The sequence below is a fragment of the Microbacterium sp. genome (genome assembly GCF_041641055.1).
Taxonomy (GTDB): domain Bacteria; phylum Actinomycetota; class Actinomycetes; order Actinomycetales; family Microbacteriaceae; genus Microbacterium.
This window is the reverse complement of the sequence record NZ_JBEPZB010000001.1, coordinates 234,089-248,226: the sequence shown is the minus strand read 5'-3', so window position 1 is coordinate 248,226 and position 14,138 is coordinate 234,089. Positions and strand designations below refer to the sequence as shown.

Sequence of the window (14,138 nt, the reverse complement as noted above, 5' to 3'; positions counted from 1 at the left end):
CGACGACGGGGCGGATCAGCGGGTCGGCCACTCCTCCGCGAGGATGCCGTAGCTCATCCCATCGAGCCACTCGCCCGAGCGGTGCAGCGCCGTCCTGCGGCTGAACTCCTCCCGGCGCATGCCGAGTCGCTCCATCAGCCGCCACGACGGCTCGTTGTCGGCGAAGCATCCGGCGTGCACGCGGCGCAGGCCCAGCGGTCCGAAGCACACGTCGATCACCGCTCTGATCGCCTCCGTCGCGTAGCCGCGTCCCGTGTGCGCGGGGTCCAGGACCCACCCGAGCTCGGCCTCGACGCCCTTCGCCGCATCGGCGACCTCGAGCTGCGCCCACGCATCCCCGAGCTTGATCATGATGTCGCCGATCGGCACGGGCGCGGTCGCGGGGTCCGGCAGCAGTTCGAGGATGTGCATCGCGGCGAGCCGCTCGGGGTCGAGGTAGCGCTCCCGGAAGGCCTCGATCGTGTCGGGTGCGAGTCCGAGCCAGCGGTTGACGTCGGGGAGCCGCCGCCACTGCCACATCGTGTCGATGTCGGACGCGGTCATCGGCCGGATCTGCAGTCGAGCGGTGCGGAGGGGCCAGACCTCGGTGTGCGGCGTATCGGTCATCGCCCCAGCCTACGAGCAGCCCGGTTGCCGGCATCCGTGTGGCCGCCGCTCCGGGCTCTGGTCGGGTGTCCCGATCTGCACACGATGCCCCGGACCGCACATGCTCGTGGTCGAAAGCTGTGCGATCCGGGGCACCGTGTGCAGACCGTACGCCGAGGCCGCCGGGATCCTGGGGGCTGTGCTCGCGCGCTGACCGCGGTCAGCTCTCCGGCGGCCCCTCGGGGCGATGCGCGCGGCGCCCGTTGACGACGACCGGGCGACCGGCGCGCTCCTGGCCCGGGAGGGGTCGCGACCGCCGACCGTAGATCAGCTCCGACGAGTCGAGCAGCCACGGCACGAGGGTGATCGAGACGCCGTGCACGAGCATCAGCTGGTTCGCGAGACGGCGCGAGCGCCGGTTGTGCAGGAACGTCTCCCACCAGTGCCCCACGATGTACTGCGGCAGGTAGACGGTCACGACCGACGAGCCGTGCTTCTCGCGGTACTGCTTGATGAACTGCGTGACCGGCTGGGCGAATGACCGGTACGGCGACTCGACGATCACCAGCGGGATGGGCACGAGGTGGTCGGCCCACTCCTTCTGCAGCTGGGCGGCGTCGTCGGAGGCGACGGCGACGTGCACCGCCAGAGTCTTGCCGTGCTTCGCCGCGACCGCGTAGTCGATCGCCTTGATGACGGGCTTCTGCAGGCGGTTGACGAGCACGATCGCCAGGTCGCCCGTCGCGCCGAACTTCGTGGTGTCATCGATCGCGATCTCATGCTCGACGTCGCGGTAATACCGCTTGACGCCCATCATCAGGAACGCGAGCACGGGGATCGCGAAGAACACCAGGTAGGCGCCGTGCGTGAACTTGGTGATCGTGACGATCAGGAGCACGAGCACCGTCATGACGGCGCCGGCCGAGTTGATCACGAGGCCGATCTTCGCCGAGCGGCGATCGGATGCCGAGGCGCCGTCGACCCCCGAACCGGGAGTCGTCTCGGCAGGACCGCGCAGTACGCGTCGCCAGTGCCGGACCATGCCGATCTGTCCGAGGGAGAACGACACGAAGACGCCGATGATGTACAGCTGGATCAGCGTCGTCAGCTTCGCCTGGAACACCACGAGCACGGCGATCGCGGCGATGCCGAGCACGATCATGCCGTTCGAGAACACCAGGCGGTCGCCGCGGGTGTTCAGCGACTTGGGCGCGTAGCCGTCGCGGGCGAGCACCGAGCCGAGCAGCGGGAAGCCGTTGAATGCGGTGTTGGCGGCGAGCAGCAGCACGCAGGCGGTCGCGGCCTGGATGATGAAGAACAGGATGCTGCCGCCGCCGAACGTCGCCGAGGCGATCTGCGCCATCAGGCTCGGCTGCGGGTTCGAGCAGTCGAAGCCGATCAGGTCGCACGGGTTCTCGGCGTAGTGGACGCCGGTGATCAGTGCGAGCGCCGTGAGCCCCGCGAACAGGCACGCCGCGATCGAGCCCATCAGCACGAGGGTGGTCTGGGCATTGCGGACCTTCGGGGTGCGGAAGGCGGGCACGCCGTTCGACACCGCCTCGACGCCGGTCAGTGCGGAGCACCCGCTCGAGAACGCCCGCAGGATCAGCAGGATCACCGCGGCCTGGCCGAGGTCTTCGGAGTGCACGGCGAATTCGGCGCTGGAGGCGACCGGCGCATCACCCAGGACCGTGCGGATGAGTCCGGTGACGATCATGAAGCCGACAGACGCGATGAACACGTAGGTCGGGATCGCGAAGACGAGGGATGCCTCACGCACCCCGCGCAGGTTCACGATGATGATGAGGATCACGAAGCCGACCGCGAGCTCCACCCGCAGGGGGTCGAGTCCCGGCACGGCCGAGATGATGTTGTCGACACCGGATGCCACCGAGACCGCGACCGTCAGGACGTAGTCGACCAGAAGAGCCGCCGCGACGATGACCCCGGGGATCTCACCGAGGTTCTTCGACGCCACCTCGTAGTCGCCGCCGCCCGAGGGGTAGGCCTTGATGAGCTGGCGGTAGCTCAGCACGACGACGATCAGCAGCACCACGACGGCGATCGCGACGAGAGGAGTGAACGACAGGAAGGTGAGTCCGCCGATGAGCAGGATCATCACGAGCTCCTGCGGCGCGTAGGCGACCGAGCTCAGAGCGTCAGACGCGAAGATCGGCAGCGCCATCTTCTTCGGAAGCAGCTGGTCGTCGACCTGCGCGCTCGTCAGAGGGTCGCCGATCAGGATGCGCTTCACGCGAGGGGGAGCGTCTGTGTTGTCCCTGGTTTCATCTGACACGTCCGGCGACGTTACGCCCGCGCACGCTTCTCTCACGGTTTCCTCACGGAATCCCTACAGGCGCTCGGGCGTCCCTAACGGAATCCTCACGCCGCGCGGCCAGGGGTGCGCGGACGTCACCCGCCGTGGGGGCGTGGCATGTACCACTCGGTGAACTCGGTCGCCCGGCCCTCGGCATCCAGGCGGATGATCCAGAGGTTGAGGTAGTCGCGTTCGGCGGGGTACTCGGTGCGTCCCTGGACGACGACGAAGCCCTCATGCTCGTGCAGCACCGACCACTCGAACGTCCAGGTGCCCGGATCGTCGAGATCCTCGAGCCAGCCGTCGACGATCACCTGACGACCGACGCGCGGCTCCGAGTCGGGACTCGTCAGGTATCGAGCATCCTCGGTGAAGAGCGCGCCGATGCGCTCCGGATCGTTCGATCGCCACGCCTCGATGTACGCCTCGGTACACTTCTCGCCTGCGCTGGTCATGTGCTCCGTTGTAGACCCGGCCTCCGACATCGTCAAGAGAGCGCCCGCCGATTTCTCATCGGCGATCCACAGCCCGTTCCGATCACGGACGCGTAACGTCGGAGGCATGACGTCCCTTCAGGTCACCGACGACGCCATCCAGCAGACTCGGGAGCTCCGCGATGAGTTCCAGCGCTTCCTGCGCGAGTACGAGTTCGGGATGCGGGAGGTCGAGACGAAGATCTCGATCCTTCGTGACGAGTTCACCCACCACCACGCGTACAACCCGATCGAGCACGTCAAGAGCCGGCTGAAGACACCCGACAGCATCGTCGAGAAGATCGCCCGCAAGGGGATCGCCGAGCCCGACTTCGAGCGCATCCGGGCCGAGATCACCGACATCGCGGGTGTCCGCGTGACCTGCAGCTTCGTCGCCGACGTGTACCGGCTGTTCGATCTGCTCACCGCGCAGGACGACGTCACCGTGCGTACGGTCAAGGACTACATCGCGACCCCGAAGGACAACGGCTACAAGAGCCTGCACGCGATCATCGAGGTGCCCGTGTTCTTGTCGACCGGAGCGCTGTCGGTGCCGGTCGAGGTGCAGTTCCGCACCATTGCGATGGACTTCTGGGCCAGCCTGGAGCACAAGATCTACTACAAGTTCTCCAATCAGGTCCCCTCGCACCTCGTCGAGAGCCTCACCGACGCCGCCGAGGCCGCCGCTGAGCTCGACAGCCGGATGGAGCGCCTGCATCGCGAGGCGCACGGCGTCCCGCAGCGGCAGCTCGCCCCGCCGCCGCCCCCGCGTATCGTCCAGGTCTGACCCGCGTTCCCTCGCGCGCCATGACTCCGGAGAAGTGAGCCGACAACCCGTCTGAGGGGCTGCTCGGGTGCAGTCGCTGCCGGATCTCCGGAGTTCTGGAGTTGCAGCGCGCTGCCTCCTGGCCGTTCCGGACGCCGCTCGTTCACGACTCAGCACGACCGCCGGTGCCGGGCCCGTATTCGGTGCTGAACTGTCGGTTCTCGACGGTTCGTGCTGAGTTGTGAACGCCCGGGCCGCCAGAACTCCGGAGAACTGGGCCGACAACCGGGCTGAGGGGCTCTCTCTGTGCGGTCGGTGCCGGATCTCCGGAGTTCTGGAGCAGCCACGCGCGAGAGCTCCGGTGTTGCGCGCGGTCGCGCCACCCTGGAGCATGGGCAGGTGGTGAAGACGCAGCTGCCCCCGGTCTCGGATCTCGAGCGAAGCCTCGTCGAGATCCCGGGTCTCGATCGCGGACGACAGCTGTGCGAGTGCGACCACGGCGACGACGAGGCCTACGCCGCGTGCGGCCGCAAGGCCAAGTGGCGGGTGACGGTCGACTGCGTGTGCGGGGAGAACCACCCGCGCCGGGTCGAGATCCTCTGCTCGCGCTGCCTGCGCACTCTGCGGCAGCTGCAGGATCGCGACACCATCACCGCACGTCGCCTCTAGGGACCGCCTCTCGCACCGTCTCCGATCGCGACGCATCAGATGCCGCGACCATCCGTTCGCGCGTCTGCTCCGAACAACCCGAGACCACACCGTCCTCGGTGCGAAGGAGCAGACCATGGCACAGCGCAGCACCGCGGATGAGCGCGGCACGGGCACACGGCACAGCAGGGGTAAGAGGTTCTTCTTCTGGGCCGCACTCTCGGGGGTCATCAGCGGACTCGTGTTCCTCGCCACGGCCGAGCTCTTCGCGTTGATCTTCGCGCGCTCGGCCAGCCCGATCCTCGCGGTCGGCGGATTCGTGATCGACATCGTGCCGCAACCGTTCAAGGAGTTCGCGATCGCCACTTTCGGCGAGTACGACAAGATCGCCCTGCTGGCCGGTCTCGGTCTCGCGGTGGTGATCGCGTCGGCGATCGCCGGCATCCTGCAGCTGCTGCGTCCCCCGCTCGGCGTGATCGCCCTGGTGGTCGCGGGCGCCCTCTCCACCGCGGCGATCGTGACCAGGGCCGGCGTCACGGCCCTCGCCTTCCTGCCGCCCGTGCTCGGAACGATCGCCGGATCGATCCTCATCGTCCTCCTGATCCGCCGACTGCAGAGGTGGAAGGCGGCTGCCGCCACCAGCGAGGAATCAACCAGCCAGGACGCCACAGAGCAGACCCCGAAGTCGCTGGGTCGTCGGCAGTTCTTCCTCCTCGCCGGGATCGCCGGGGTGTCGGCCGTGATCGTCGGCATCGCCTCGCGCACGGTGAGCATGACCGTCGCCTCGGTCGCGAACATCCGCGATGCGCTGAAGCTCCCGTCCCCGAAGTCCACCGTGGCGGTGCCGAAGGGCGCCGAGCTCGACATCCCCGGGCTGAGCACGCTCTTCACCTCCAACAAGGACTTCTACCGCGTCGACACCGCACTGACCGTGCCGACGATCGACCCGAGCACCTGGCGGCTCGTGATCGACGGCATGGTCGATCAGCGAGTGGAGATGAGCTTCCAGGACATCCTCGACATGGGGCTGGACGAGTACGTCATCACGTTGACCTGCGTCTCGAACGAGGTCGGCGGGGAGCTCGTCGGCAACGCGAGATGGCTTGGGGTGCCGCTGCGCGACGTGCTGAAGAAAGCCGGCGTGAAGTCGGGGGCCGACATGGTGCTGTCGAAGAGCGTCGACGGGTACACCGCGAGCACGCCGCTCTCGGCGCTGATCGATGACGGCCTCGATGCGATCCTGGCGGTCGGGATGAACGGCGAGCCGCTGCCGCTCGAGCACGGCTTCCCGGTGCGCATGGTCGTGCCCGGACTCTACGGATACGTCTCCGCCACCAAGTGGCTGACCGAGCTCAAGGTGACGACGTTCGACAAGGACGAGGCCTACTGGACGCCCCGCGGATACAGCGCCGAGGCACCGATCAAGTTCGCGTCCCGGGTCGACACCCCGAAGGTCGGTGAGGCGGTCCAGGCCGGTCGCATCCCGATCGCCGGCGTCGCGTGGGCGCAGTCGGTCGGCATCGAGCGGGTGGAGGTCCGCATCGATGAGGGCGACTGGGTTCCGGCCACGCTGTCGGCGCCGATCAACGAGGACACCTGGGTGCAGTGGTTCCTCGAGTGGGACGCCACGCCCGGAACGCACTACGTGGCTGTGCGGGCGATCAACAAGAACGGCGACCTGCAGATCGAGGAGCGTGCGCCGATCGCGCCGAACGGCTCATCCGGGTGGCAGCGCTCGCTGATCCGCGTCTCCTGATGCCGGTGCGAGGGGCAGGGCGAGCACCTAGGGTGGAGCCATGACGTCGCTCCCCGCCTGCGTGATCACCGTCTCGGACCGCTCCTTCGCCGGAGAACGAGAGGACAGGGGCGGCCCGATCGCCGTCGGTCTGCTGAGGGATGCCGGGTGGCACTGCCCGGATGCCGAGGTCATCGCCGACGGAGCGACCTCGGTCGCCGACGCCCTGCGTCGGGCCGTCGCCCGCGGCGTGCGACTGATCCTGACGACCGGCGGCACGGGTGTCGGTCCGCGGGATGAGACGCCGGAGGGAACCCGTCGGGTGATCACCCGGGAGGTGCCCGGTCTCGCCGAGGAGCTGCGCCGCAGCGGTCTCACCGACACCCCGCTGTCGGTGCTCTCCCGCGGTCTCGCCGGGGTCGTCGACCCCGCGGGTGCACTCGTGGTGAACCTGCCCGGATCGCCGCGTGCCGTGGCATCCGGTATTCCTGTCGTGCTCACCGTCGCCCGACATGTCGTCGACCAGGTCGAGGGCGGTGATCACTCGTGAACGAGGTGCGGATCGCGGCGATCTCCGAGGAGCCGCTCGACGTGGAGGCCCACCTGTCGGCGGTCGATGACCCGGCCCTCGGCGGCGTCACGACGTTCATCGGCCGCGTGCGAGACAACGACCCGGATGCGACGACGGTCGTGGTCGGCCTCGAGTACAGCGCGCATCCCGATGCGGAGGTCGCGCTGCGCGGCCTCGCCGAGCAGGCGGGGGCGGATGCCGTCGGCGATGCCAGGGTCGTCGTCGCCGTGAGCCACCGCGTCGGTCGTCTCGAGGTCGGAGACGCGGCCGTCGTGATCGCGGTCGCGGCCGAGCACCGGGCCGAGGCCTTCGAGGTGTGCCGCGCGGTGATCGAGGACATCAAGCAGTCGCTGCCGGTGTGGAAGCGTCAGGTCGAGTCCGATGGGTCCACGTCGTGGAAGGGCATCGGGGGCTGAGCCGGGTTTCGGGTCAGCCGGGTGGCGGCGTGTGCGCCTCCGCAGTCCGTGTGCGCTTCCGCAGTCCGTAAGCGCTTCCGGAGTCCGTTTCCGGCGTCCTGTGACTTGTGAAGCGCAAGGTGACTTGTGAAGCGTGAGGCGACTTGTGGGGCGTCCGCGAGCGCTTCCGCAGTCCGTGTGCGCTTCGGAAGTCCGTTTCCTGCGTCCGCGGACTTGTGAAGCGCATTGTGACTTGTCGGGCGACCGCCGGCCGGCCCGCGGGTCAGCCCCCGGCGAACGGCGGCAGCACGTCGATCAGCTGCGCGTCATCCAGCGGCCGGTCGTCGTCGCTGCGCACGCCGTCGACCATCACGGCGCACCGCGGAAGGATGTCGGTCAGCGCCGGATGGTCGGCGACGACTGCGGCCCGCAATTCCGCGAGAGAGCGCTCGCCGCGGTCCTCGGCGTCGGTACCCGCAGCCTCGGCGGCCGCCGCGAAATAACGGACTCGGGTGGTCATCGCGACTCTCCCTCGCGCACCCAGTCGCCCGAACGTCCGCCGGATTTCGCGACGATGCGCACATCCTCGATGACGACCGAGCGGTCGAGGCCCTTGATCATGTCGACGATCGCGAGGGCGCTGACCGAGACGGCGGTCAGCGCCTCCATCTCGACGCCGGTGCGGTCGGCGGTGCCGACGGTCGCCTCGACGTGCACGCCGTCGTCGACGATGTCGAGCTCGACCGAGGCGCGGTGCACGCCGATCACATGGGCGAGGGGCAGCAGAGCGGGGGTCGACTTGGCGGCCTGGATGCCGGCGATGCGGGCGACCGCGAGCACGTCGCCCTTGGGCGCGGTGCCGTCGCGCAGTGCGGCGATGACCTCGGCGCTGCAGCGCACGAATCCGCGCGCGGTGGCGGTGCGGACGGTCGGCTGCTTGCCGGTCACGTCGACCATGTGGGCATGGCCGGCCGAATCGAGGTGCGTGAAGCTCATCCGACCAGCATGACATCGATCGCGTCGCCCACGGCGACGGCCTCGACCTCGGCGGGTACGACGGCGAAGGCCTGAGCGCGGGCCAGGCCTCCGGCGAGGTGCGACCCCGACCCGCCGGCGGTCGCCGGGCGCACGGTCCTGTTCGCGAGGTCGACGACGGCGGGCAGGTATTGGCGACGTCCCGGTGGGGTGGTCCACGCCTCCGCGGCGGTGAAGGATGCGCGCGGGCGGTGGATCTCGGAGCGGCCCTGCAGCGCGAGCAGGGCCGGACGCACGAAGACCTCGAACGAGACCGCCACGCTCACGGGGTTTCCGGGCAGGCCGAACACCAGAGTGCCCGCGTCGAGCACGCCGAACGCCTGCGGCTTGCCCGGCTGCATCGCGACACTCGCGAACTCGACTTCGCCCCGTCCGTCGAACGCGCCGCGCACGGGTTCGTACGCGCCGGCGCTCACGCCGCCGGTGAACACGATGACGTCGGCGCCGCGTTCGACGGCGGTCGCCGTGACGGTGCGCACAGCATCCGCGTCATCGGCGACGCGGGCGACGAGCACGACCTCGGCGTCGGCATCCGAGACGAGGAGCTCCAACAGGGGCCCGTTGGAATCCGGGATGCGCCCGCGTTGTGCCGCTTCGCCAGGCGCGAGCAGTTCGCTGCCGGTCGATACGACGGCCACCCGGGGTGCGCGGGTCACCGCCACGCTGTCGACCCCGGCGGCGACGGCGGCGGACAGCTGGAATGCTCCGAGGCGCTCGCCGGCGAGCACCACCGCGTCGCCGGCGTGCAGGTCGGCGCCGCGGCGGCGGACGAACGCTCCGGGCTTCGTCGGCGCGTGCAGCACGCGCGCCTCGCCGAGTGAATCGGCGAGACCGCCGGCGGTGTCCTCGAACGGCACGATCGCGTCGGCATCGGTGGGCGTGGGGGAGCCGGTCATGATGCGCGCCGCTTCGCCCGCGGCCAGTGCCGGGTCGTCGGAGACCCCGGCGGGAAGGTCGGCCACCACCCGCAGAACGACGGGGTTCTCGGGGGATGCCGTGGCGACATCCGCTGCCCGCACGGCGAAGCCGTCCATGGCCGAGTTGTCGAAGAGCGGGATGTCGTGCGCCGCCGTCGCGGGTTCGGCGAGCGTGCGGTGGGCGGCGTCCCGGATCGCCCGTGTCTCGGCGGGCAGTGTGCGTACGGCATCCAGCACCCGCGCGAGCTGATCCTCGACCGACCGGCGCGGTCCGTTCGCGGCGCTCATGCCGACACCGCCGATCGGATCGCGATCTCGTGCTGTCGCGCCGTGAGGGAGTCGATGATCGCGAGGCGTCCGAGCAGCGGCTCGCCCGCGCCGGTGATGAGCTTCACGACCTCGCCCGCCAGCATCCCGCCGACCTGCACGCACAGCGCGCCCAGCACGCCGACCTGCGCGCAGCTGGGCGGCTCGCCCTCGGTGCCGAGCGGGAAAAGGTCAGCGAGTACGACGGGCGAGTGGCCTTCGGGGGGATTCGACCAGAACACGGTGGCCTGCGCGTGCCACTCCTGCACGGCACCCCACACAAGGGGGATGCCGAGGGCCTCGGTCGCGGCGGCGACGTCGCGGCGGGTCGCGAAGGAGTCGCTCGTGTCGACCACGATGTCGGCCCCGGCGAACAGGCGCTCGGCGTTCTCGGAGTCGAGTCGCTCGGATGCCGTCACGACCTCGGCACCCGGCGACAACGCGGTGATCGCCCGGGCGGCCGACGCGGTCTTGGGGCGGCCGATGTCCTCGACGCGGTGCGCGAGCTGGCGCTGCAGGTTGGTGAGCTCGACGATGTCGTCGTCGATCACGGTGATGCTGCCGACACCGGCAGCCGCGAGCGCGAGCAGCACCGGAGACCCGATCCCGCCTGCCCCGACGACCGCGACATGGGCGGCGGCCAGGCGCCGCTGCCCTTCTTCGCCGATGCCTGCGAGCACAGCATGCCGGGCGGTGCGCACGAGCTCAGCCGGATCGAGAGCGGGCGTGGGAGCGACGATCGGCTGCATGGCACCAGGCTATGCCCGGGGAGCACCCGTGCGGCCTGCGAGTCGGGTTCCGACCTCTGCCCTCCGGGGTGTGCGGCGCATAGCGAGGATCCTATCCGCGGATGCGGATTCATCGGCCATCTGCATCCGCATCTGCGGTAACCTCACATATGCAGACTTTTCGCATCGCCCGTGCCGCCGAACTGCTCGGCGTGAGTGACGACACCGTCCGGCGCTGGATCGACCAGGGTCTCCTTCCGACCACCGACGCGGTGCCGGCCGAGATCCCCGGTGACGCGCTCGCCGCGCGCGCTGTGGAACTCGCCGAGGAGGCACAGGCGTCGGATGATGCGCTCTCGAGTGCCCGGAACCGGTTCGTCGGCATCGTGACCCGTGTGCAGATCGACGGGTTGATGGCACAGATCGATGTGCAGTCCGGGCCCCACCGGGTCGTGTCCCTCATGTCCGCCGAGGCCGCGAGGGAGCTGCGCCTGGAGGTCGGCTCGCTCGCCACGGCATCCGTCAAGGCGACGCAGGTCGTCGTCGACGTGCCGAAGTCCTGACATGCGCACGTCCCTGCGCCGAACCCTCACCGCCGTCGCCGCCATGGCGGCGCTCGTGCTGACCGGGTGCGCGTCCGAGTCGCCCGCTCCGGCCGCGCCCGGTGCGGCATCCGAGAGCACTGTGGCCGGGGAGCTCACGGTGTACGCCGCGGCCTCTCTGTCGGCGGCCTTCGACGCTCTCGGAGACGCGTTCATCGCCGAGCATCCGGACGTGCGATTCAGCCCGGTCTACGACGGATCGTCGACGCTGGTCACCCAGTTGCTGGAGGGCGCCCCGGCCGACGTCTTCGCCTCGGCCGACGAGGCCACCATGGACAAGCTCGAGGATGCCGCGGTCGACCCGACCCTGTTCGCATCCAACACCCTCGTGATCGTCGTGCCGGCCGGCAACCCCGCGGATGTCGACAACCTCGCCGATCTGGCGGACGTCACCACCGTGCTGTGCGCCCCCGAGGTGCCGTGCGGCGCCGCCTCGGCGACGCTGCTCTCGAATGCCGAGGTCACGGTCGACGCCGCGAGCCTCGAGCAGAACGTCGCCGCGGTGCTCACGAAGGTCGCGGCCGGCGAGGCGGACGCCGGGCTCGTCTACGCCACCGATGCGATCGGCCGTGACGACGTCGAGGTGATCGTGCCCGACGGCGCGGGTGAGGTCGTCAACCGCTATCCGATCGCGACGCTGGCCGAGGCTGCGAACACCGAGGCGGCCGACGCCTTCGTCGCGTTCGTGCTGTCGGGTGAGGGCCAGAGCATCCTCGCCGACTTCGGCTTCGGGGCGCCGTGAGCACCGCCGGAGCGCCGGGTTATGCGCCACGGAGCCTGGCCGTCCCGGCGCTGATCGGCCTCGCGTTCCTCCTCCTGCCTCTTGCAGCCCTCGTCGCTCGCGTCGAATGGTCGACCTTCCTCGCCGATGTGACGTCGGAGGCCGCGCGCTCGGCTCTGCTCCTGTCGCTCGGCACCGGCATGGTCGCCACGCTGCTCTGCATCCTCATCGGTGTGCCGCTCGCGTTGACCATCGCCCGGTCAGGGCCGCGGACCGCCGCCCTGCTGCGAGCGGTCGTCACGGTGCCTCTCGTCCTGCCCCCGATGGTGGGCGGCGTCGCTCTGCTCTACCTGTTCGGACGTGCCGGCTGGCTCGGCGGACTCGGCATCGCCTTCAGCACCCCGGCCGTCGTCCTCGCGCAGACCTTCGTGGCGCTGCCGTTCCTCGTGCTCGCGGTCGAAGGGGCTGTGCGCACCTCCGGTGTCGAGTACGAGCGGACAGCCGCCGCGCTCGGGGCCGGACGTTGGACGATCCTGCGCCGCATCACGCTCCCGCTCGCAGCACCGGGGATCGTCGCCGGAGTGGTGCTGTGCTTCGCCAGAGCCATCGGCGAGTTCGGGGCCACCGCCCTCTTCGCGGGCAACCGCCCCGGGGTCACGCAGACGATGCCGCTCGCGATCTACACCGCCTTCAACGGGGCCGGGGTGACACAGGGAACCGCCGTCGCGCTCGCGCTGCTCCTGCTCGCCGCAGCGATCGTCGTGCTGCTGCTCGTGCGCGGCTGGCGACCGGGGGCCGCCCGATGAGCGCTGGCCTGCACGCCCACGTCGTCGTGCAGCGGGAGCATTTCACTGTGGAGGTCGCGCTGCAGGTGGCCGTCGGTGAGACGGTCGCCGTGATGGGTCCCAGCGGTGCGGGCAAGTCGACGCTGCTGCAGGCGCTCGCAGGACTCCAATCCCTGGATGCCGGGGAGATCGCGGTCGAGGGCCGGGTCGTCGATCGGGTCGCGAGCCCGCGGGTGCGGACGCCGCCGATGGATCGGGGCGTGGTGCTGCTCGGGCAGGAGCCGCGGCTCTTCCCGCACCTGACCGTGCGGGAGAACGTCGCCTTCGGGCCGCGTGCCGCACGCACTGACGTCCGCGCGGCGAGGAGCGGAGCAGACGACTGGCTCGCACGCGTCGGCCTGCCCGGTGCCGGCGATCGGATGCCGCGCGACCTCTCCGGAGGGGAGCAGCAGCGGGTCGCGGTCGCCAGAGCGCTCGCCGCATCCCCTCGCGTCGTGCTGCTCGACGAACCGCTCGTCGCCCTCGACCCCGAGACGGCAGGGGACATCAGGCGGATGCTGCGCGATCAACTCGTCTCGACCACCACCGTCGCGGTCACGCATGATGCCGCGGATGCTGTCGCGCTCGCCGATCGGCTGATCGTGGTCGAGACGGGGCGCGTCACCCAGTCGGGGCCGGTTCGCGAGGTGCTCGCCTCACCCGCATCCGGTTTCGTCGCCTCGATCGCCGGCGTGAATCGTCTGGTCGGGGTGGCGGACGGCGGAGGCTGGCGGCGCGGGGAGATGCGGCTGACCAGCGCGGATGCTGCGTCGCGGGCGCTCGCTGCGACCGACGGCGCTGCGCTCGCCGCGGTGTTCCGCCCGGGGGATGTGCGGATCGCCGAGGCGGGACCGGAGTCGTGGCCGGCCGTCGTGACCAGGGTCGAGCCGACCCTGGGCGGGGTGCGGGTCCACACCGACTCGGGCGCCGTCGACCTCTCGCTCGATGCGGGCGCGGGTGCGCGTGCGGGAGACGTCGTACGGCTGGGGATCGACCCGGCGCTGGTGCGGTTCGTCGCGGTCGGCTGACCGTGCGCAGGGCCGGCAAGGCACGTCGCCACGCCGTCTCAGGGAGTGAGGCCGACCGCTCGTGGTTCGCACCCGTCACGGGTCCCGTCGCCGTGTTCCCGGAACCACGCGGTCCGTCGGATCTACGCGTCTACGGACGCAGTGGCCCTCTCCTGACGCGTGTCGAGGATCCCTCGGATGAGGTACGCCGCGCTCGCCGCGAAGGTGACGACCACAGTCACGATCGACCACCAGGCCGACTGTGGGCCGAGCAGCAGCGACATGGCGATCATGAAGAACAGCCCCGCGGCCAGCAGGTGGTGGGAAGAGGAAGGCACGAGAACACCGTAGGCCGGGCAGCTGAGATGAGCAACCATGGCCGGGGTGACCGGTATCCGATCCGCGGACGATTTGCTTGAGGTGCCGACCTGCCAGGAGATCGTCAGCTGGATGAGGCGACGAACGGCCCGGCGGCACGACACGCGGGATAGTCTCGGAACATGTCGGG

17 protein-coding genes are annotated in these 14,138 nt (G+C 70.0%); 9 read left to right on the top strand and 8 right to left on the bottom strand.

The window, feature by feature from the left end; genetic code table 11:
• Positions 1 to 15 precede the first annotated feature (15 nt).
• From ACESK8_RS01135 to ACESK8_RS01125, 3 genes are all read right to left on the bottom strand, one after another.
• Positions 16 to 606, bottom strand: a complete 591-nt coding sequence (locus ACESK8_RS01135; protein WP_372966932.1) for a GNAT family N-acetyltransferase — start codon at positions 604 to 606, stop codon at positions 16 to 18.
• Positions 607 to 805: 199 nt separating this feature from the next.
• Positions 806 to 2,770, bottom strand: coding sequence for an APC family permease (locus ACESK8_RS01130; RefSeq protein WP_372966977.1), 1,965 nt, complete (start codon positions 2,768 to 2,770; stop codon positions 806 to 808).
• Positions 2,771 to 2,997: 227 nt separating this feature from the next.
• A complete protein-coding gene (locus tag ACESK8_RS01125) occupies positions 2,998 to 3,357 on the bottom strand; it encodes a nuclear transport factor 2 family protein (RefSeq protein WP_372966931.1) in 360 nt (119 codons plus the stop codon).
• Positions 3,358 to 3,463: 106 nt separating this feature from the next.
• On the opposite strand from ACESK8_RS01125, the gene ACESK8_RS01120 reads away from it, so the two are divergent.
• The 5 genes from ACESK8_RS01120 to ACESK8_RS01100 all read left to right on the top strand — a co-directional run bounded on the left by ACESK8_RS01120 (position 3,464) and on the right by ACESK8_RS01100 (position 7,511).
• Entirely contained in the window at positions 3,464 to 4,162 is a 699-nt protein-coding gene (locus tag ACESK8_RS01120) for a GTP pyrophosphokinase family protein (protein WP_372966930.1), read from the top strand.
• A 378-nt stretch (positions 4,163 to 4,540) separates the two neighbouring features.
• Complete coding sequence (locus ACESK8_RS01115) at positions 4,541 to 4,810, top strand: hypothetical protein (protein ID WP_060928277.1); 270 nt, start codon at positions 4,541 to 4,543, stop codon at positions 4,808 to 4,810.
• Between the two features lie 115 nt (positions 4,811 to 4,925).
• A complete protein-coding gene (locus tag ACESK8_RS01110) occupies positions 4,926 to 6,545 on the top strand; it encodes a molybdopterin-dependent oxidoreductase (RefSeq protein ID WP_372966929.1) in 1,620 nt (539 codons plus the stop codon).
• A gap of 40 nt (positions 6,546 to 6,585) precedes the next feature.
• Entirely contained in the window at positions 6,586 to 7,074 is a 489-nt protein-coding gene (locus tag ACESK8_RS01105) for a molybdenum cofactor biosynthesis protein B (RefSeq protein WP_372966928.1), read from the top strand.
• On the top strand, positions 7,071 to 7,511 hold the full coding sequence (locus ACESK8_RS01100) for a molybdenum cofactor biosynthesis protein MoaE (RefSeq protein ID WP_372966927.1): 441 nt from the start codon (positions 7,071 to 7,073) through the stop codon (positions 7,509 to 7,511). The genes ACESK8_RS01105 and ACESK8_RS01100 overlap by 4 nt, the downstream gene beginning before the upstream one ends.
• Positions 7,512 to 7,773: 262 nt before the next feature.
• On the opposite strand, the gene ACESK8_RS01095 is transcribed toward ACESK8_RS01100, so the two are convergent.
• Genes ACESK8_RS01095 through ACESK8_RS01080 form a run of 4 tightly spaced genes read right to left on the bottom strand, consistent with a single transcriptional unit; the run spans position 7,774 to position 10,497 of the window.
• Complete coding sequence (locus ACESK8_RS01095) at positions 7,774 to 8,010, bottom strand: MoaD/ThiS family protein (RefSeq protein ID WP_372966926.1); 237 nt, start codon at positions 8,008 to 8,010, stop codon at positions 7,774 to 7,776.
• The gene (gene moaC / locus ACESK8_RS01090) at positions 8,007 to 8,486 is read right to left on the bottom strand and encodes a cyclic pyranopterin monophosphate synthase MoaC (RefSeq protein ID WP_372966925.1); all 480 of its coding nucleotides are present in this window, start codon (positions 8,484 to 8,486) and stop codon (positions 8,007 to 8,009) included. Before moaC ends, ACESK8_RS01095 begins: the two co-directional genes overlap by 4 nt.
• On the bottom strand, positions 8,483 to 9,730 hold the full coding sequence (gene glp, locus ACESK8_RS01085; RefSeq protein ID WP_372966924.1) for a gephyrin-like molybdotransferase Glp: 1,248 nt from the start codon (positions 9,728 to 9,730) through the stop codon (positions 8,483 to 8,485). The genes moaC and glp overlap by 4 nt, the downstream gene beginning before the upstream one ends.
• Complete coding sequence (locus ACESK8_RS01080) at positions 9,727 to 10,497, bottom strand: ThiF family adenylyltransferase (RefSeq protein ID WP_372966923.1); 771 nt, start codon at positions 10,495 to 10,497, stop codon at positions 9,727 to 9,729. Before ACESK8_RS01080 ends, glp begins: the two co-directional genes overlap by 4 nt.
• Positions 10,498 to 10,646: 149 nt before the next feature.
• Between ACESK8_RS01080 and ACESK8_RS01075 the strand changes: the two genes are divergently transcribed.
• The 4 genes from ACESK8_RS01075 to ACESK8_RS01060 are packed head-to-tail and all read left to right on the top strand — an operon-like array spanning position 10,647 to position 13,651.
• Positions 10,647 to 11,039: a molybdopterin-binding protein gene (locus tag ACESK8_RS01075; protein ID WP_372966922.1), complete on the top strand. Its 393-nt coding sequence runs from the start codon at positions 10,647 to 10,649 to the stop codon at positions 11,037 to 11,039.
• 1 nt (position 11,040) lies between these two features.
• A complete protein-coding gene (gene modA, locus ACESK8_RS01070) occupies positions 11,041 to 11,820 on the top strand; it encodes a molybdate ABC transporter substrate-binding protein (protein WP_372966921.1) in 780 nt (259 codons plus the stop codon).
• A complete protein-coding gene (gene modB / locus ACESK8_RS01065) occupies positions 11,817 to 12,605 on the top strand; it encodes a molybdate ABC transporter permease subunit (RefSeq protein WP_372966920.1) in 789 nt (262 codons plus the stop codon). Before modA ends, modB begins: the two co-directional genes overlap by 4 nt.
• A complete protein-coding gene (locus ACESK8_RS01060; RefSeq protein WP_372966919.1) occupies positions 12,602 to 13,651 on the top strand; it encodes a sulfate/molybdate ABC transporter ATP-binding protein in 1,050 nt (349 codons plus the stop codon). Before modB ends, ACESK8_RS01060 begins: the two co-directional genes overlap by 4 nt.
• Positions 13,652 to 13,773: 122 nt before the next feature.
• Here the strand turns inward: ACESK8_RS01060 and ACESK8_RS01055 are convergent, their stop codons facing one another.
• Positions 13,774 to 13,968, bottom strand: coding sequence for a hypothetical protein (locus ACESK8_RS01055; RefSeq protein WP_372966918.1), 195 nt, complete (start codon positions 13,966 to 13,968; stop codon positions 13,774 to 13,776).
• Positions 13,969 to 14,138 lie beyond the last annotated feature (170 nt).